Source organism: Cupriavidus sp. UYPR2.512, from assembly GCF_000379565.1.
GTDB lineage: Bacteria > Pseudomonadota > Gammaproteobacteria > Burkholderiales > Burkholderiaceae > Cupriavidus.
The window spans coordinates 1-17,454 of sequence record NZ_KB903197.1 but is presented as its reverse complement, the minus strand read 5'-3'; the positions used below and the strand labels follow the sequence as shown (position 1 = coordinate 17,454).

Annotated in this window: 20 protein-coding genes; 6 read left to right on the top strand and 14 right to left on the bottom strand. The window is 66.7% G+C overall.

All coding sequences use genetic code 11. The features are described 5' to 3' along the window. Nucleotides 1–253 precede the first annotated feature (253 nt). The 4 genes from A3A5_RS0135540 to A3A5_RS0135525 form a co-directional block, all read right to left on the bottom strand. Nucleotides 254–1,012, bottom strand: a complete 759-nt coding sequence (locus A3A5_RS0135540; protein WP_018315186.1) for an IclR family transcriptional regulator — start codon at nucleotides 1,010–1,012, stop codon at nucleotides 254–256. Between the two features lie 256 nt (nucleotides 1,013–1,268). Then, the gene (locus tag A3A5_RS0135535; RefSeq protein ID WP_232431569.1) at nucleotides 1,269–1,478 is read right to left on the bottom strand and encodes a hypothetical protein; all 210 of its coding nucleotides are present in this window, start codon (nucleotides 1,476–1,478) and stop codon (nucleotides 1,269–1,271) included. A gap of 56 nt (nucleotides 1,479–1,534) precedes the next feature. Continuing rightward, nucleotides 1,535–1,957 (bottom strand): hypothetical protein, encoded by a 423-nt coding sequence (locus A3A5_RS40025; protein ID WP_018315184.1) that lies wholly within the window; start codon nucleotides 1,955–1,957, stop codon nucleotides 1,535–1,537. A gap of 93 nt (nucleotides 1,958–2,050) precedes the next feature. Next, nucleotides 2,051–2,926, bottom strand: coding sequence for a pirin family protein (locus A3A5_RS0135525; RefSeq protein ID WP_018315183.1), 876 nt, complete (start codon nucleotides 2,924–2,926; stop codon nucleotides 2,051–2,053). Nucleotides 2,927–2,998: 72 nt separating this feature from the next. On the opposite strand from A3A5_RS0135525, the gene A3A5_RS43875 reads away from it, so the two are divergent. The 5 genes from A3A5_RS43875 (at nucleotide 2,999) to A3A5_RS0135500 (ending at nucleotide 7,706) form a co-directional block, all read left to right on the top strand. Then, on the top strand, nucleotides 2,999–3,154 hold the full coding sequence (locus A3A5_RS43875; protein WP_157637393.1) for a hypothetical protein: 156 nt from the start codon (nucleotides 2,999–3,001) through the stop codon (nucleotides 3,152–3,154). A gap of 150 nt (nucleotides 3,155–3,304) precedes the next feature. Further along, entirely contained in the window at nucleotides 3,305–4,333 is a 1,029-nt protein-coding gene (locus tag A3A5_RS0135515) for a TGS domain-containing protein (protein ID WP_018315181.1), read from the top strand. A 160-nt stretch (nucleotides 4,334–4,493) separates the two neighbouring features. Next, on the top strand, nucleotides 4,494–4,781 hold the full coding sequence (locus A3A5_RS0135510) for a GYD domain-containing protein (RefSeq protein WP_018315180.1): 288 nt from the start codon (nucleotides 4,494–4,496) through the stop codon (nucleotides 4,779–4,781). Nucleotides 4,782–5,326: 545 nt separating this feature from the next. Beyond that, nucleotides 5,327–5,620, top strand: coding sequence for a hypothetical protein (locus A3A5_RS0135505; RefSeq protein ID WP_018315179.1), 294 nt, complete (start codon nucleotides 5,327–5,329; stop codon nucleotides 5,618–5,620). Between the two features lie 76 nt (nucleotides 5,621–5,696). Next, nucleotides 5,697–7,706, top strand: coding sequence for a thioredoxin domain-containing protein (locus tag A3A5_RS0135500; protein ID WP_232431568.1), 2,010 nt, complete (start codon nucleotides 5,697–5,699; stop codon nucleotides 7,704–7,706). Nucleotides 7,707–7,960: 254 nt separating this feature from the next. Here A3A5_RS0135500 and A3A5_RS0135495 read toward each other — a convergent pair whose 3' ends face one another. From A3A5_RS0135495 to A3A5_RS0135485, 3 genes are read right to left on the bottom strand one after another with little or no spacing between them, the layout of a single operon-like run. Beyond that, nucleotides 7,961–8,329, bottom strand: coding sequence for a hypothetical protein (locus tag A3A5_RS0135495; protein ID WP_018315177.1), 369 nt, complete (start codon nucleotides 8,327–8,329; stop codon nucleotides 7,961–7,963). Beyond that, nucleotides 8,326–9,243 carry a DUF2950 domain-containing protein gene (locus A3A5_RS0135490; RefSeq protein ID WP_018315176.1) on the bottom strand — a complete coding sequence of 306 codons (918 nt, stop codon included), beginning with the start codon at nucleotides 9,241–9,243 and terminating at the stop codon, nucleotides 8,326–8,328. The genes A3A5_RS0135495 and A3A5_RS0135490 overlap by 4 nt, the downstream gene beginning before the upstream one ends. 21 nt (nucleotides 9,244–9,264) lie before the next feature. Beyond that, a complete protein-coding gene (locus A3A5_RS0135485) occupies nucleotides 9,265–10,668 on the bottom strand; it encodes a DUF3300 domain-containing protein (RefSeq protein WP_018315175.1) in 1,404 nt (467 codons plus the stop codon). A gap of 464 nt (nucleotides 10,669–11,132) precedes the next feature. Between A3A5_RS0135485 and ppk2 the strand changes: the two genes are divergently transcribed. Next, complete coding sequence (ppk2, locus tag A3A5_RS0135480) at nucleotides 11,133–11,900, top strand: polyphosphate kinase 2 (protein ID WP_051108613.1); 768 nt, start codon at nucleotides 11,133–11,135, stop codon at nucleotides 11,898–11,900. Nucleotides 11,901–11,914: 14 nt separating this feature from the next. On the opposite strand, the gene A3A5_RS0135475 is transcribed toward ppk2, so the two are convergent. The 7 genes from A3A5_RS0135475 to A3A5_RS0135445 all read right to left on the bottom strand — a co-directional run. Beyond that, nucleotides 11,915–12,319, bottom strand: coding sequence for a hypothetical protein (locus tag A3A5_RS0135475; protein ID WP_018315173.1), 405 nt, complete (start codon nucleotides 12,317–12,319; stop codon nucleotides 11,915–11,917). An 86-nt stretch (nucleotides 12,320–12,405) separates the two neighbouring features. Continuing rightward, nucleotides 12,406–12,660 (bottom strand): hypothetical protein, encoded by a 255-nt coding sequence (locus tag A3A5_RS0135470; RefSeq protein ID WP_018315172.1) that lies wholly within the window; start codon nucleotides 12,658–12,660, stop codon nucleotides 12,406–12,408. 206 nt (nucleotides 12,661–12,866) lie between these two features. Next, complete coding sequence (locus tag A3A5_RS0135465; RefSeq protein WP_018315171.1) at nucleotides 12,867–13,928, bottom strand: phosphotransferase family protein; 1,062 nt, start codon at nucleotides 13,926–13,928, stop codon at nucleotides 12,867–12,869. A 29-nt stretch (nucleotides 13,929–13,957) separates the two neighbouring features. Beyond that, the gene (locus tag A3A5_RS0135460) at nucleotides 13,958–14,746 is read right to left on the bottom strand and encodes an SDR family NAD(P)-dependent oxidoreductase (RefSeq protein WP_018315170.1); all 789 of its coding nucleotides are present in this window, start codon (nucleotides 14,744–14,746) and stop codon (nucleotides 13,958–13,960) included. Nucleotides 14,747–14,777: 31 nt separating this feature from the next. Further along, the gene (locus A3A5_RS0135455; protein WP_018315169.1) at nucleotides 14,778–16,244 is read right to left on the bottom strand and encodes an NAD(P)(+) transhydrogenase (Re/Si-specific) subunit beta; all 1,467 of its coding nucleotides are present in this window, start codon (nucleotides 16,242–16,244) and stop codon (nucleotides 14,778–14,780) included. Beyond that, the gene (locus A3A5_RS0135450; protein WP_018315168.1) at nucleotides 16,241–16,591 is read right to left on the bottom strand and encodes an NAD(P) transhydrogenase subunit alpha; all 351 of its coding nucleotides are present in this window, start codon (nucleotides 16,589–16,591) and stop codon (nucleotides 16,241–16,243) included. The genes A3A5_RS0135455 and A3A5_RS0135450 overlap by 4 nt, the downstream gene beginning before the upstream one ends. A gap of 22 nt (nucleotides 16,592–16,613) precedes the next feature. After that, on the bottom strand, nucleotides 16,614–17,454 hold an 841-nt coding region (locus tag A3A5_RS0135445), incomplete at its 5' end, for an NAD(P) transhydrogenase subunit alpha (RefSeq protein ID WP_018315167.1).

The window sequence follows — 17,454 nt, the reverse complement described above, 5'->3', positions numbered from 1 at the left end:
AATGGATTGCCAGCCGCATAGGCGACGCGTTTCTTGGTTACTTCTTGTCGCTCGGACAAGAAGTGACTCGCCGGCTGCGCCGGCGAAACAGCCCACGCCCGCCAAGAACGACAACCGACCGCATGACGACAACAGGCCAAACACCCCCCAAAGCCCACCCGCCGCATATCCCCGAAGATCCAACAAAAAGCGGCGCCGAAGCGCCGCCATGGAATCTGGAAGACTCGCGCGGGCCAGCCGCGCCTGGTTGTACTCAGCCGCCCGTGTAGCCAAGCACCCGGGACAGCGCGGCGGCCTCCGCCACCACCATCGCCACATGCCGGTCCAGCGCCTCTTGCGTGGTCCGGCTGGCCGGGCTGGCGATGCTCAGCGACGCCACTGCCACCCCGCTGTGGTCGCGCAGCGGCGCGGCGGCAGAAACGGCATCGGCATCGCGCTCGCCGAGCGATACGGCATAGCCGGCGGCGCGGATCGCCGCGAGCTCGTCGCGCAGGGCTTGGGGTTCGATGATGGTCTTGGCGGTGAAGCGTTCAAGCTGGTGGTCCAGCACGGCGTCCAGCACCTCGGGCGCAGCGAAGGCAAGCAGCAGCTTGCCAGAGGCCCCCACATGCAGCGGCCGCCGGTTGCCGATCTCGGTATGCACGCGCACCGATTGCGTCGACTCATGCCGCGCCACGCACACCGACTCCAGCCCGTCGCGCACGCGCACGATCACGTTCTCGCCGCAGGCCGCGCCGATCGCCGCCAGCCGCGGCGCCACCAGCTTGACCAGGTCGAACTGCTCGCGCGCGGCATTGCCCACCAGCAGCGCGTTGTAGCTGAGCTTGTAGACCGCCGCCGGCGACTCGCGCGCGATCAGGCCGCGGTGCTCCAGCGTGGTTAGCAGGCGGAAGGCGCGCGCCTTGGTCAGCCCGGCTCGCCTGGCCAGCTCGGTCACGCCCAGCGACGGATGCTCGGCCACCAGCATCAGCAAACCCAGCGCTTCGTCCACCGCTTCAACGATGTAAGTCATCGATCCTTCTTGCCATGTTCATAAATGTCCCATCGTGGATTGTAGCGGTCGCCCCAAGCATCCGGTATGCACTGCCTCACACGGACAGGCGCTTCAGGAGCGCCGCGAAGGAAGATGAATCAGGCAGAGCCTCTGGCGATGGGCACCTCACCTGCGAATCCCCCAACTGGTAATTTCGAACGCAAGCCCCTGCTTATGATCGGCAGTACTCGCGGCACCTCATGCACAGACCAGAGATAACGGAGACAACCGCGGCCTAGACCTGAACCCGGCTGCGCTTGAGCTGGAACGCCACGGTGACCCGGTCCGCCGGATAGATCGTGTCGGTGATCTCCAGGATCCTGCCCTGCGCGTCCTTGTAATGGCGGACCAGCCGCAGGCCGGCCGAACCCGGCTCAGCGCCCAACCCCGCCAGGAGCCACCGGTGCTTGCGCATGGCGATGAACTGGCCCCGGGGCCGCTCCATGAAAATGGGTCCGCGCATTGTAAGGCAAGCGGCGCCGCGCCCCGGGAGCACGCGGCTCAGGCCGCGAAGAAGCGCTTGTCGGCTTCGGCCGGCACCGTCATGCCGGTGACCTTGGCCTTCTCCAGCACGCCCCAGAAATAGCGATAGGTGGCGCGGTCATGCAGCTCGCCCTGGTACTGGATCGGGCCGCAGTCCGCATCCTGCGCCGCGCACAGGATGCCGGCCGCGTCCTCCACCTCGGTGAAATCGGGACGCATGGCATTGACGATGGGCAGGATCTGCGCCGGATAGATGCTCCACATGCGCAGGAAGCCGAACTGATTGCGCGCGCGCGTGGCATCGCCGCCGATCACCTCGGCATCCTTCAGGTTCAGGCAGGCGTTGTGCGCCGGCACGATGCCGTTGGCCAGCGCCGCGGCCACCATGTCGGCCTTGGCGCGCGCCAGCAGCGCGTGCTCGAGCTGCTCGCCGGATTCCAACTACATCACCGGCCAGGTGATCGCGGTCGCCGGCAACGTGCAGTAAGTCCGGCCGCACCGAAGCGGGGGCTCGCGTTGGCGAGCCCCCTTCGCCTACCGGCCGCCCGCCGCGATGCTGCCGAAGCGACCGCTGCTGAAGTCGCGGAAGGCATCGGCGATCTGCTCTTCAGTGTTCATCACGAACGGGCCATGGCCGACGATCGGCTCGTCGATCGGCTCGCCGCTGAGCAGCAGCACCACCGCGTCGGTGCTGGCTTCGATGTTCACATCCTCGCCGGCACCGTCCAGCACCACCATCTCGGCATCCCGCACCGTCGCCTCCGCGTTGACCGTGATCTTGCCGCGCAGCACCACCAGCGCGGTATGCCAGCCCTGCGGCAGCGCCAGCCGCGTGCCAGCCCCCTGGTTCAGGCGCATATCCCACACATGCATCGGCGTGAAGGTGCGCGCCGGACCGGCCTTGCCCGCGTACTCGCCGGCGATCACTCGCACCGTGCCCGCGCCATCGGGCATCGGCACCGCCGGGATATCGCGGTCGACGATTGCCTGGTAGCCGGGCGTGGTCATCTTGTCGCGGGCCGGCAGGTTGACCCACAGCTGCACCATTTCCAGCGCGCCGCCGCTTTGCGTAAAGTCCGGCGAGTGGAATTCCTCATGCAGGATGCCGGCGCCCGCAGTCATCCACTGCACGTCGCCGGGGCCGATCACGCCGCCCTGCCCGGTCGAGTCGCGATGCGCGACCTCGCCCTTGTAGACGATGGTCACGGTCTCGAAACCGCGGTGCGGATGCTGGCCAACCCCGCGCGGGCGCTGCGTCGGCGTAAAGTGGGCCGGCCCGGCGTAGTCCAGCAGCAGGAACGGGCTCAGCTGCTTGCCGTGGCTCATGTACGAAAACATCGAGCGCACCGGAAAGCCATCTCCGACCCAGTGCTGACGCGGTGCGCTGTAGACGCCCAGAATGCGCTTCATGTCTGTTCTCCGAGTATGCCGACCAATAGTGGCAGGCAATGATCCATGGGCCAATGGTAGGTGCCGCAACCGATGCGCGGTAGACCGTGGGATTGCGATGCAGTGTCCTGCGACTGGAACGATGCGCGGCCGCAGGCGCTGCGGGTCACCGGCAGCTACTTCGTCGTCGGGCTGGGCCTGCTGTGCGGGGTCAACACCATGCAGGGGCGGGGCTGCCTTGCGTGCTGAGCAAAAGGTCGGGCTGGAGACCGGCTACGGCGGCGCCACTGCCTGTCCTGCCCGCCATTAGCAGCGCGGATGACAGACTAGAATGAAACTGCCCTTTGCCGATTGGATCGCTCTTTCGGATTCCGGACGCTGAAACTCTGGCGACAGCCCATGCCAGCAAACCTCACTCCAGAGTACAAGCAGGCCGAACAAGCCTATCGGCTGGCACGCCAGCCACGCGAGCAGCTCGAATGCCTGAAGGAGATGCTCCGTGTCATGCCGAAGCACAAGGGGACGGAGCGTCTGCAGGCCGATATCAAGTCGCGGATCAGGGAACTCACCCAGGCATCCGCGGGCCACGGGAAGGCCGCTCACAGAGCGCCGGCACATGCGGTGCATCCCGAAGGGGCGGCCCAGCTCTGTCTGATCGGCCCGCCCGGCGCGGGAAAATCCAGCCTGCACGCAAGGCTGACAGGATCGGCCAGCGAGGTCGGGCCCTACCCCCACCCTACGCAGTTTCCGGTCCCCGGCATGTTGCCGTTCGACGACATTGCTTTTCAGCTGGTGGATCTGCCACCTGTATCCGTCGAATTCATGCAACCGGGGCTCACTGACATATTGCGGGCGACAGACGGCGTACTGCTCGTGGTCGATCTGAGCGCGCCAGACTGTACGGAACAGTTGGCGCTGATTCTGCGGCGGCTCGCCGAGGCAAGGATATTTCTGTCGGAGCGCTGGCCGGGTCAGGCCGACAGCCCTGGGGCGACGGCGGAGCCGGCGGCTGACCCGTTCAGTATTCAGCTCCCTGCGCTGCTGCTGGCCAACAAGACTGATCTCGCCAACCCGGAAGACGCGGCCGTGCTCGAAGACCTGCTCGGTGTACGCTTTCCGGCGCTCGCAACCTCGGCAAGCGGTGGGCGAGGACTGGACGAGGTCGGTCCGTTCCTTTTCAGGGCTCTGGGCATCGTGCGTGTCTACACCAAGGCACCCGGGAAACCCGTCGACCAGCGTCGGCCATTTGCGATGCGCCGCGGCGACACCGTGCTGGATGTCGCCTTGCAGGTGCACCCTGATCTCGCGCGTACGTTCAGGTTCGCCCGCATCTGGGGGAGTGGCAAGTTCAGCGGCCAGCAGGTGGGCGCCGATCATCCGGTAGCCGATCGAGACGTGGTGGAACTGCATGCGCAGGCGCATTGCTGATCAAAGCCATGGCCGCGGGGAGTTCGCTGATGGCCCACCGGGTTCTGGGACACGCCGCAGCAGGCGAGCGGCGATGACATAGACTGAAAGACTGCGGCCGGTTGTTCCCGCATGACTGCCGTGCCGGTTTGCGGAGCCATTTCTTGCACGGAGGTATGCCATGACTACATACGTCATCCTCAGCCGTCTCGCTCCTGACGCGTTCACGGATCCCAAGGACATGAAGAAGCTCGCCGCCACGGTGGCCGAGAAAATCAAGGCCGAATGCCCTGCTGTCACCTGGAAGGACAGCTATCTGACACTCGGGCGCTTTGATGTCGTGGACATTGTTGAGACGGACGACCTGAAGCAACTCGAGCGGGCGGCGTTGATCATCCGAGGCTATGGACACGCCGCGACCGAGACGCTGCAAGGGACGCCGTGGGACGAGTTCATCGCGGCCCTGTAGCGCAGATCGATGGATCAGGCTGCCCGCGCGGCGGCACAGCCAGATTCAGGTTGACCTGATCGTCGGCTGCCCTATACTCGAAGTGCTGACTGAGACACGCTTGAGTAAAGCGAAGGTAGGTCAGCGAAACGATCATGTTTCCTGGCTGATTTGCCAGATGAAGCGTGATCGTGCAGGCCACATATGCCTGCAGGTCCGGACCGGATCATAAGTGCTGACCCGGTTCGGACGCCCCCCATAGTTGGAAGCGCTGAGCACCTGTAGAAGGTGCTCTTTTTATTGGCGGCATACAGGGCGACGTTGACCACTCGCCTCGCCGGCGCCGCCATCGAGCGATTCGGGTTGCCGAATCTGAGCGGGGCAGGAATGAGACGTCCTGCTGGTGACGTGCCGGCAGGCACTGTAACCTTCATTGCCCCGGGCAGCTTTTTTTGCCACAGTCTCCTTAACCGATCACTGTCCCTGGCCGGCAAACCGTCCGGAAATGCAAAAGTGGACGGATCGGATCAGAGCGGTACCTGATCCGGACTGAAACAAGGAGTCGCATGCGCGCTCGCTCACGCCCTCCCGACGCGGGCTACCGCTGGCTGTGGCAGCTGTCGGCCGCCGGGTGGGGGCACTGCGGCCTGGCCTATGTCAGCGGCGCGCTGCTTGCACCGCGCTGGTGGCCGGCAAGGGAGGCCATGCCTCTGCGGGACAGGTATTCTTCGCGGCGCACGGCGCTGGTGCTGTACACCTTCGCCTATCGTGGCGGCGGGGCGCCGACCGGCACCATGCCACCGCGCGATGGCTTTACCTGGCGATACCAGCACTGGTCACAAGGGGTTGGGGTGGCCTGATGCCGCAAACGAGCCACGCGCTTGCCGCGCGCCCTGTTCTGCGCCACAGTTGTCCCACCGGCCCAGGCTGGAGACCATGATGACAAACCGGCTCGCCACAGAAACTTCGCCTTACCTGCGGCAACACGCGGAGAATCCGGTCGACTGGTATCCGTGGTGCGAACAGGCGTTTCGCCGCGCGCGCGACGACGACAAGCCGGTCCTGCTTTCGGTTGGCTACGCCACCTGCCATTGGTGCCACGTCATGGCGCACGAATCGTTCGAGAATCCCCGGATCGCCGGCCTGATGAACGAACGGTTCATCAGCATCAAGGTCGACCGGCAGGAGCGACCCGACCTCGACGACATTTACCAGAAAGTCCCCCAGATGATGGGACAGGACGGCGGCTGGCCGCTGACGGTGTTCCTGACGCCGCAAGGAGAGCCTTTCTACGGTGGCACCTACTTTCCGCCGGACGACCGCTACGGCCGCCCTGGGCTCGAGCGCGTGCTGCTGAGCCTGAGCGAAGCCTGGACACATCGCCGCCAGGAACTGCGCAATACCATCGGGCAGTTCCGACAGGGGTTCCGGCAGCTGGACGAAGCGGTCCTGAGCCGTGAAGACGCGGAAGACGCCGCGCAAGTCCAGGACCTGCCCGCGCGGACAGCCCTCGCCCTCGCGCGCAACACGGACCCGACCCATGGCGGCCTGGGCGGAGCGCCCAAGTTTCCCAACGCAAGCGCGTATGACCTCATGCTGCGCATCTGTCAGCGAACGCATGAACCCGCGCTGCTTGATGCGCTGGAGCGCACGCTCGACGGCATGGCGGCCGGCGGCATCCATGATCAGCTCGGCGGTGGCTTTGCCCGCTACAGTATCGACGAACGCTGGGCCGTGCCCCACTTCGAAAAAATGCTTTACGACAACGGCCAGCTCGCCGCACTCTACGCCAACGCCTACCGCCTGACCGGAAAGGAAGCCTGGCGCCGTGTCTTCGAGGGAACTATCGCGTACATTGTGCGAGACATGACACACCCCGACGGCGGCTTCTATGCCGGCGAGGATGCCGACAGCGAAGGCGAGGAAGGCCGCTTTTATGTCTGGACAGCGGCCGAGGTGAAGGCAGTCCTGGGCGAATCCGAGGGCGCCCTGGCGTGTCGCGCTTACGGCGTGACCGAAGGCGGGAACTTTGAACCTGGCAGATCGGTGCTCCACCGTGCCGTCACGCTGACGCCTCTGGAGGAGGCACGGCTGGAAGGCTGGCGCGAGCGGCTGTTGGCAGCACGCGGCCGGCGCGTGCGCCCCGGCCGCGACGACAACATTCTCGCCGGGTGGAACGGTCTCATGATCCAGGGACTCTGCGCGGCTTACCAGGCAACGGGCAACCCCGCACACCTCGCCGCCGCAAGGCGTGCCGCCAGCTTTATCCGGGACCAGCTCACCATGCCGGACGGCGGTGTGTATCGGTACTGGAACAACGGCACAGTCAAGGTGCCAGGGTTCCTGGAAGACTATGCCTTCCTGGCTAACGCGCTGATCGACCTCTACGAGTCCTGCTTCGACAAGCAATACCTTGATCGCGCAGCCGAACTCGTGGCGCTCATCATCGATAACTTCTGGGACGACGGGCTGTATTTCACACCCAATGATGGCGAGCCATTGGTACACAGGCCTCGCGCGCCGTACGACGGCGCCTGGCCGTCTGGCATTTCAGCCAGCGTGTTGTCCTTCCTGCGCTGGCATGAATTCACAGGCGAGGATCGCTATCGTGACCTCGCCGAGCACGAAATCCAGCGCTACCGGGCTGCCGCCACCGCGGCTCCGGCCGGCTTCGTGCACCTCCTGGCCGCGGCGGACTTCGCACAGCGCGGCGCGTTCGGGATCATTCTTGCCGGCGACAAGGCGGCGGCCGCCACCTTGGTGGAAAGCGTTCACCGCACCTATCTTCCGGCACGCGTGCTGGCATTCGCCGAAGACGTTCCGGTCGGCCAGGGGCGGCTCCCGGTCGACGGCCGGCCGGCAGCCTATGTGTGCCGACATCGCACCTGTACCGCACCCGTGACCAGCGGCCAGGCGCTTCTTGAACGCTGCGTGGGGTCACGGTGAGCCCTCAGTGCATCTGCGCATGATGCCGCTTCAAAGCAACATGCTGGCGCTGCATCGCTGCGCTGGCCGGCACCTGGGCCGACGCCGGCGATAGCCGGTGAGCGGATAAAAAAATGAGGAGGCTTGCCCTGGCAGGGGCGGCGCAGCGCGTTGCCTGACGGGGGCGCCGAGGCGCTCCTGGCGGGCGTGCATGTCTTGCATCGCGCCAAACGAAAAGCTGTTCCTCCGGGTGCCAGTGCGCCAGCCAGCGCGGCTCAGCGACCCATGCGCGCGTCGTAGCTGCGCGAGATGCGCTCGAGCAGGCGGGGATCCGACGGGTCGGTGCCGTCGAACTGCACCCGCACCGTGCCGTCGGCCTGGCGGCGCACGCTGGCCCTCACCGGCAGGTTGTTGCGGGTTCCTTCCACCGTGCCGGCCACGGCATCCTCCGTGCTGATCGCCACGCCCTGGTCGCGCATGGCGCCGGCGGCAGCGGCAAAGGCGCGGTCGTAGCGGCTGGGCTGCAGCCCCGGGTAGGTGGTCGGAACCACCTCGGCGGGGTAAGGGTAGGGATAGCATGCCGTCAGCACCGGCACGGCGGCGAACACGGCAACGCCCGCCAGGAGCCCGAGCCCATGCTTCATGGTGTCACCTTGGTCCAGCCAGGGCCGGGATCGAAGGTCTTGGTCGCCGCGGCCTTGCCGGCGCTGTCGGGCCCCAGGTCGCGCTCATAGACCTGGCCATCGTGGCTGACCATGAAGCTCTTCACGCCGGTATCGCCATACCGCACTGGCCAGGCCAGCACGGCGAAACCGCCGAACAGCTTGCCATTGACGACATAGTCGTACGCGCCGCCGGGTGCGTTGGGCCCCTGCGCGGTCAGCAGCTTGTAGTGATAGCCGTAGTAGCCGCCCTGCCCCGGGTTGCGCTTGCCGGCGGTCAGGAATGCGGCCCCGAGCGGGCTGGGCGGCTTGCCCTCCGATGTCGGCCAGTACAGCCCGTCCTGCTTGCCCGGCGTACTCGCGAGCTTGCCTGCGTAGGCCAGCAGGCCGTCGCCGTCATGGTCGGTCCGGGCGTATTCGCGCTGGGCGTCATAGACCGCGAGCATGGCCTGGATCACCGCGAGTTCATTGCGGCCGATGCGGCGTATGCGCATCTCGTCGACCCCGGTACGCGTGTCGAACTGCCAGCCCTTCGATGTCTTCACCAGCGGCACTGGCAGGGTCCAGCCGTCATTGCCTACGGCGATGCGGGCATGGCTGTCGCCCTCTGGCTGGACCGCATGCGAGATCCGCCAGGCCTCGAGAAAGCGGTACCGGATGTCGGCGCCGACTGGCGGGATCAGGTCGTGGAACTTTGCGCCCAGCAGCCCCTTCATGGCATCGTCGTCGCTGGCGGCGACCGCCTCGCCAAAGGCGTTCATGGCGGCCTCGGGGGTTTTGAAGGGCTTCTGCGCGTGCGCGGCGTGCATGCCGGCAACGGTCAGCGCGAGCGCAAGCGCCAGCGCGCAGGCCAGGCGGCCAGACAGGGATCGGGCAAGGCTTAGTGGTGACGTCATGATCGAGGGCTCCCTGGTCCGCTAGCGCCTGCCACCGCGTCCGCCGCCGCCACGGCCCCCTCCGCCGCTGAAGCCGCCGCCGCCACGGCCCCCGCCGCCGCCGCTGAAGCCGCCGCCTGCGTGGCCACCGGCCGACTGCATGCTGGAGCGTCCGCGATCAAAGTCGCGCTGCGACGCCGCGCCGCCGCCCACGCCCTGGAATGCGTTGTCCCGCCCGCCACCGCCGCGGTCGGCTACGGTGGTGGCCCGTTCACCGCCGCCCCGTGACCGGTCGGCGGCCCCTGCGCGGTCCGATACACCGGCCCGGTCAGAGACCCCGGCCCGATCACCGCCCCGTTCGCCAGCGCGATCACCGCCCCGGTCTCCGGCGCGGTCTCCCGCCCGATTGCCCGCCCGGTCTCCGGCCCGATCTCCGGCACCCGCCCGGTCCTGCCCGCCGGCCCGGTCGCGCGCCGCCGCGCGGTCAGACCCGCCGGCACCACCCTCGCGGCCCCGGAACTCATTGCGCCGGTCCCCGCCTGGCACATCGCGGGAGAATTTCTCGCGGGTGGCATTGTCGCGGTAGGCCACGCCCTGCCGGTGACTGGCGTCGTGCTGCCAGCGCCCGCCCGCCTGTACCTTGCTGCGGTCAAAGTTGCGGTCGATATTGGTGGCCCGGTTGACATTGATGTTCACGTCGCCGCCGCCCCAGTTGGCGTTGCCGAAGATCGCCCCGGCGGCGGCCAGCCCGACGCCCCAGGCAAGGCCCGTGGCCAGCGCGGCGCCCGGATAGTAGGCGGGATAAGGCGGCCAGTAGTACGGCGGGTAAGACGGATAACCCCAGGAACCGTAGACCACGGTGGGGTTGTAGGCCGGGACGTAGATGACCTGCGGGTCGGCCGGTTCGATGCGCACCACGGTCTGCACGCCTAGCGCCGCCGTGGTCGCGGGCTCGACAATGACCTTCTGCTGTTCGGTGGTCTTGAGATTGCCGGATTGCTGGGCCTTGTTGCGCAGCCGCTGGACCGCGGCGAGCACGTCTTTCTCCTGGGCCAGGAAGGCATCGCCCAGCTTCTGCGTCCAGTCGAGCTTGTCATTCATCGGCTCAAGCACCTGCGGGAAGGCCACCAGCGACTTCACGCTGACATCCCAGGGCTGGTCGGCCACGGCCTTGACCGCGGCGTCGCCCTTGACCTTGGGATTGGCCTTGACCCAGCGCGCCGCGTGCACGATCTCCAGCGGATAGGTGGAGGCCATCAGCACCTGCGACAACACGGAATCGGGATAGAGCGCGATCGGCGCGACCAGCGCCTCAAGCTCCTCGGGCTTGAAGGTGGCTGGCGGGTTCTGTACGTCTTGGGCGGCGGCGCCGCCCGCTCCCGCCACCAGCGCGACAAACAGCCACGCGCAGCCGGACTGAAGCAGCCGCCTGACCAGAAAGGCCATGTTCCCTCCTCGCAGCCGGTGACGGAGCCATCCGAGGCGTACTGGGGCAGCGCGCCGGGCTGGAGGATGTTCTCCTGCCGCGCGCCATTGCCAGCCGATATACGGAGCGGATATTGCTCCATACGCGATACGAAGGTAGTACGGAACACATTGAAATTCAACCGAATTCCGGTTGCCGTCCGGCAGGCCGGCCGGCAAGCGTTTCGACAGGAAAATGGATCGGCATGAGGATTTCCCCCGATTTTGTTTCTATCGTAGAAACGAGCCGCCTGTGCGCATGCAGGCGGTACCCCCAGGTTTGAAAGCGCATGACCGGACTCAAGTCACCGGTATCTCAGCGGAGGAAGATCATGGCCAGGCGAAAAGGGAAGCGCCACGACAACGGGAGCCGGACGGAGCCGCCGCGCGAACCAGACGCGGCTGACAACCTCGACGAAAAGCCGGACCAGCAGCAACGCGAGCGCATGTCGGAGAAGGCATACCAGAAGGCGCTCTTCGCCCTTCATGTCGAGCTCGTCAAGCTGCAGCAATGGGTGCAGGCCAGCGGCAGCAAGGTCTGCGTGGTGTTCGAAGGGCGCGACGGTGCCGGCAAGGGCGGCACCATCAAGGCCATCACGGAACGCGTCAGCCCGCGTATTTTCCGCGTGATCGCCCTGCCCGCGCCGACCGACCGCGAAAAGAGCCAGATGTACGTGCAGCGCTACCTGCCGCACCTGCCCGCCGCGGGAGAGATCGTCATCTTCGACCGGAGCTGGTACAACCGCGCCGGCGTCGAACGCGTGATGGGATTCTGCACCGAAGCGCAGGCCGACGAGTTTCTGCGCGCCGTCCCACTGGTCGAACGCGCCATCGTGCATTCCGGCATCATCCTGATCAAGTACTGGCTCGAAGTCAGCCCGGAGGAGCAGACCCGCCGCCTGCAGGGGCGCATCAAGGACGGCCGCAAGCTCTGGAAGCTCACTGACATGGACTTGCGCTCGTACAGTCGCTGGCACGACTATTCACGCGCGCGCGACGCCATGTTTGCCGCATCCGATACCGACTTTGCCCCGTGGCATGTGGCCAATTCCAATGACAAGCGCCGGGCGCGCCTGAACATCATCACGCACCTGCTGGAACAGATCCCGTACAAGGCGATCGAACGCAAGCCAGTCAAGCTGCCTGCCAGGCAGAAGGCGGGCGGATACCGGGAGCCCGACTATCCGTATCGGTATGTCGAAGAGCGGTACTAGTCCGCCCGGAGCCCCTACTTCTTCGGCAGCTTGCGCGACTTCCAGCTCCCGTCATTCTCCTTGCAGTACCACCCGGTCCAGGCTTCGGTTTCGCCAGCCCGGCGGAATTCACTGCGCAGTTGCCGGCACCGGTCGCCGTGGTCCCGCCGGGATTGCAATGACGTGAAGGAGCCTTCGACCTGCCGCCCCCGCGTGTCAGGTGGCAGCCTGAACGGCACGCGGGCGCCGTCGGCGCCCTGCTCCAGGGTCCTGCGGAAGACATCCGTCAACGCCGTGAGCTGGTCCTGGGTAAGCGTGCCGACGATGGTGCCGCCAAGGTAGTGGTCAAAATAGGCAACGGCCGGCGCTGCCGGTATTGCACCCGCAAGCATTGCGGCACTGCACGCCAGCGCGTGCAGGATCGTGTATCGCCTGTTCATCTCGCCTCTTCCCCCGCCACGGCATGCCCCGAGGCGGGCAAGCGAGGAAGCACCGGACCCGCATGCCCGCCAGCCGCGGCAGCGGCCTATTCGAAGCGCTCGGTGAGCACCGTCGCGTCCACCTTGCGCTGCTTCCAGAACAGGTGGTTGATGCGCGGCTGCAGGAGCCGCAGCGCGGCATCCTCGACCGCGTTGAAATGCAGCGACACGGCCGGGCGGGTGCCGTCTCCCGGCAGGCGCTCGATTTCATCGAAGGCCGGGAAGCCGTAGCGACCGATGAATTCCTGGATTTCCTCGTCGGTGGTCGTCGCGTCGATATTCGTTAGCATCAGCACACTCATTGACGTCTCCTGAAGCCTCGGGATGCCAGACAGCCTGGGGTAACCGGTTCCGATGCGGCCATGAATCCGCGGGCCCCCATCTCCCCTTCCTATCTTTAAGCCAGGCCGGATCGGAAGGCAAATTTTGATTCCCGATAAGGAACCCAGGGCAGACTCCGTCACCTGCGGAGACTTCGATCCGGCTGGCGCCATACCGTGCGCCGACGCTAGCGCCCTGCCGCGCGGTAGCGCATGGCAAATTGCCACCCTAGTTCGGCCAGCGGCACCGCCTTCCTGCCGGTCTCGACGGCATCCGCCGCGGCGGCGTTGCCGCTCCTGGCACGCTGCCCGATGCCGTGCATGATCGCCGCCAGCCGGAAGAAGTTGTAGGCGAGATAGAAGTCCCAGTGCTCGAGCGCGTGCGTGCCGTTGGTCTCGCCGTACCAGCGCAGGTAGGTCGCCATATCCGGAATGCCCAGCACCTGCAGGTCGAGCCCGCCGATGCCGCGCCACAGGTCGGCCGGAATATGCCAGCTCATGCAGTGGTAGGCCAGGTCCGCGAGCGGGTGGCCGAGCGTGGACAGCTCCCAGTCGAGCACGCAAATGACGCGGGGCTCGGTGGGATGGAAGACGAGGTTGTCCATGCGGTAGTCGCCATGCACCACGCTGGTCTGCTCCGCGTCCGGGACGTGCTGCGGCAGCCATTCGGCCAGCGCCGCCAGCGCCCGGTTGTCGTCCATGCCGGTGTCGCGGCACTGGCCGGCCCAGCGGGCGACCTGGCGCGCCACATAGCCGCCGCTCCTGCCGTAGTCCGCCAGGCCTGCGGCGCGGTAGTCCACCCGGTGCAAGGCGCCGATTACGCGGTTCATCTCGCGGTAGATCGCGGCGCGCTGTTGCGGGGACTGGCCCGGCAGGGACTGGTCATAGATGACGCGGCCCTCCATGAATCCCATCAGGTAGAAGGGCGTGCCAAGGATCGCGGTGTCTTCGCTGTACAGGTAGACCGGGGGCACCGGCACGTCGCTGTCGCGCAGCCCGTGCATCACGCGGTACTCGCGGTCGATGGCATGGGCGGACGACAACAACTCTCCCGGCGGCTTGGTGCGCAGCACATATTGCTGCGCGCCGCAGGCCAGCCGGTAGGTCGGATTGGACTGGCCGCCGGCAAGGCGCTCCAGGGTCAGTTCGGGCCGCTCGATCAGGCCTTCTGCATGCAGCAGCCCCGCCAGGGCTGCGCTGTCGAAACCGGAACCGCCGGTGGCGGCGGGAACTGCAAGGGCTGGTTGCATAGGATCGCTCTCCTCGATTGCGGGTGGGCTCAGAGCGAGCTGACCGCGTGGCCGCCGTCCACGGGCAGCACCGTACCGGTGATGTAGTCGGAAGCATCCGAGGCCAGCAGCAGCAGCGCGCAGTCGAGCTGGCGAGGCTGGCCGAGCCGGCGCTGCGGAATGCGCCCGATCATGGCCCGGCCGCTGTCGGTCTCGAAGAAGCTGCGGTTGATGTCAGTCTCGAAGTAGCCCGGTGCCAGCGCGTTGACGCGGATCCCCTGCCGCGCCCATTCCAGCGCCAGCGAGCGCGTCAGGTGGATCAGGCCCGCCTTCGCGGCGGTGTAGGCCGGGACCTGCTGCGCCACACGCAGGCCGAGGATCGACGCGATATTAACGATGCTGCCGCCGCTGCCGGCCTCGCGCATCATCCGCGCCGCGCATTGCGCCACGCGCCAGGCGCCGTTCAGGTTGGTGTCGATCACGCCTTGCCAGGCTGCCTCGTCGACCTCCATGGCCGGCCCGGTGGTGGCGATGCCGGCGCTGTTGACGACCACCTGGACCGGGCCGAGCTGTTGGCGCGCTGCCTCGAACGCCGCACCAACCGACGCAGGGTCCCTGACGTCGAGCGCAACGACGCAGCCTTGCCCGCCCTGCCTGCGCAGTTCCGCCAGCACGGCCTCGCCTTCGGCCACGCGCCGCCCCGCCAGTACCACCTTGCAGCCGGCGCGCGCCAGCGTTTGCGCAAAATGCAGGCCCAGGCCGCCAAAGGCCCCGGTCACCAGGGCCACCTTGCCCTCCAGATCGGCAAACAGGCCGAGGTGGCGTTCTTGCTGGTTCATTGCTTGTCTCCGCTGCATTGGGCTCAGGGGCTCAGGCGGCCTTGAGCATGTCCTCGACCACCTTCTTGGCGTCGCCGAACACCATCATGGTCTTGTCCATGTAGAACAGCTCGTTGTCCAGCCCGGCATAGCCGGCAGCCATCGAGCGCTTGTTGACGATGATGGTCTTGGCCTTGTACGCCTCCAGGATCGGCATGCCGGCAATCGGCGACTGGGGGTCGTTCTTGGCCGCCGGGTTGACCACGTCGTTGGCGCCCAGCACCAGCACCACGTCGGCCTGGCCGAACTCGCTGTTGATGTCTTCCATCTCGAAGACCTGGTCGTACGGCACCTCGGCCTCGGCCAGCAGCACGTTCATATGGCCGGGCATGCGGCCTGCTACGGGGTGGATCGCGTATTTCACAGTCACGCCCTTCTCCGTGAGCGCTTCGGTGAGTTCTTTCAGCGCGTGCTGGGCGCGCGCAACGGCCAGGCCGTAGCCCGGCACGATGATGACCGTCTCGGCGTTGCCCATCAGGAAGGCAGCGTCGTCAGCCGAACCCGACTTCACGTTGCGCTGCGTCTGCCCTGCCGGACCGCTCGCGGCGGCGTCGCTGCCGAAGCCGCCCAGGATCACGTTGAAGAATGAGCGGTTCATCGCCCGGCACATGATGTACGACAGGATCGCGCCGGAGGAGCCTACCAGCGAGCCCGCGATGATCAGCATCGGGTTGTTCAGCGAGAAGCCGATGCCCGCCGCGGCCCAGCCCGAATACGAGTTCAGCATCGACACCACCACCGGCATGTCGGCACCGCCGATCGGGATGATGATCAGCACGCCCAGCACGAAGGCGAGCGCCAGCATGACCAGGAACGGCATCCACGCCTGCGTCAGGAAGAACGCGATGCCAAAGCCCACCATCGCCACCGCCAGCAGCAGGTTCAGCCAGTGCTGCCCGGCGAACACCACCGGCGCGCCCTGGAACAGGCGGAACTTGTAGCGTCCGGCCAGCTTGCCGAAGGCGATCACCGAGCCGGAGAAGGTAATGGCACCGACGAAGCAGCCGATGAAGAGCTCGATGCGGTTGCCCAGCGGAATGTCATGCGAACCGGCAGCCGTGATGCCGAAGGCAGCGGGCTCGGCCACTGCCGCCACGGAAATAAACACCGCCGCCAGGCCGATCAGCGAGTGCATCGCCGCGACCAGCTCGGGCATCTTGGTCATCTGCACCTTCTTCGCCACATAGGCACCGATGCCGCCGCCCACCACCAGCGCGGCCAGGATCAGCGCCAGGCCGGTGCCCGGCGCGGACGGGTCCGTCCCGCCGGACAACAACTCGCTCTTCAGCTTGAAGATCAGCGCCACTGTGGTGAGTGCCGCGACCACCATGCCGGCCATGCCGAAGGTATTGCCGCGCCGCGCCGTGGTCGGGTGTGACAGGCCCTTGAGCGCCTGGATAAAGCACACCGACGCGCCCAGGTAGGACAGCGTCACCATATTCATCGACAGGCCATTCATTGCGCTGCCTCCGCCAGTTTGCCGCCAGGCTGCCCCTTGGCTTCGGGCTGCGCCTTGGGTGCCTTCTTCCTGAACATCTCCAGCATGCGCTGCGTGACCAGGAAGCCGCCGAACACATTGACCGCCGCCAGCGCCACCGCCAGCGTGCCCATCGCGCGGCCAACATAGCCCTCGGTCAGGCCGGCGGCCAGCATGGCGCCGACGATGATGATGGCCGAGATCGCATTGGTCACCGCCGTCAGCGGCGTATGCAGCGCGGGCGTGACTGTCCAGACCACGTGGTAGCCCACGTAGATCGCCAGTACAAAGATGATCAGGTTGATCACCGTGTGGCTAACCATTTCCATCGAGATCTCCTTGATTGCCGGTTCAGCTGGCCAGCGCCAGTTCTTCGCGCCGCGTCATCAGGCAGGCGGCGACGATGTCGTCTTCCAGGTTCAGCGTGAACTGGCCGTCCTTGTCGACGACCAGCTTGAGGAAGTCCAGCACGTTGCGGGCATAGAGCGCCGAAGCGTCCGCCGCGACCATGCTGGCCAGGTTGGTGTGTCCGATCAGCACGACGCCGTGGCGTTCGACCACTTCGTCGGCCAGCGTCAGCGGGCAGTTGCCGCCCTGCGCGGCGGCCAGGTCGACCACCACGGAGCCCGGCTTCATCTGCTGCACCGTCGCTTCGTGGAGCAGCGTGGGCGCCTTGCGGCCCGGGATCAGCGCGGTGGTGATGACGATGTCGGCCTGGACGGCGCGCTGGTGCACCAGCTCGGCCTGGCGCTTCATCCAGTCCGGCGGCATCGGGCGGGCATAGCCGCCCACGCCCTGGGCGATCTCGCGCTCTTCATCGGTGAGGAAGGGCACGTCGAGGAACTTGGCGCCGAGCGATTCGATCTGCTCCTTGACCGCGGGGCGCACATCGGAGGCCTCGATCACCGCGCCCAGCCGCTTGGCCGTGGCGATGGCCTGCAGGCCGGCGACGCCCGCGCCCAGGATCAGCACGCGTGCGGCCTTGACGGTGCCGGCGGCGGTCATCAGCATCGGCATGAAGCGCTGNTAGTGNTGCGCNGCNANCAGCACGGCCTTGTAGCCGGCGATGTTNGCCTGCGACGACAGCACGTCCATGCTCTGCGCGCGCGTGGTGCGCGGCGCGGCTTCCAGGGCAAAGGCGGTGATGTTCGCGGCGGACATGCGCGCGTTGTTCTCGGCGTCGAAGGGATTG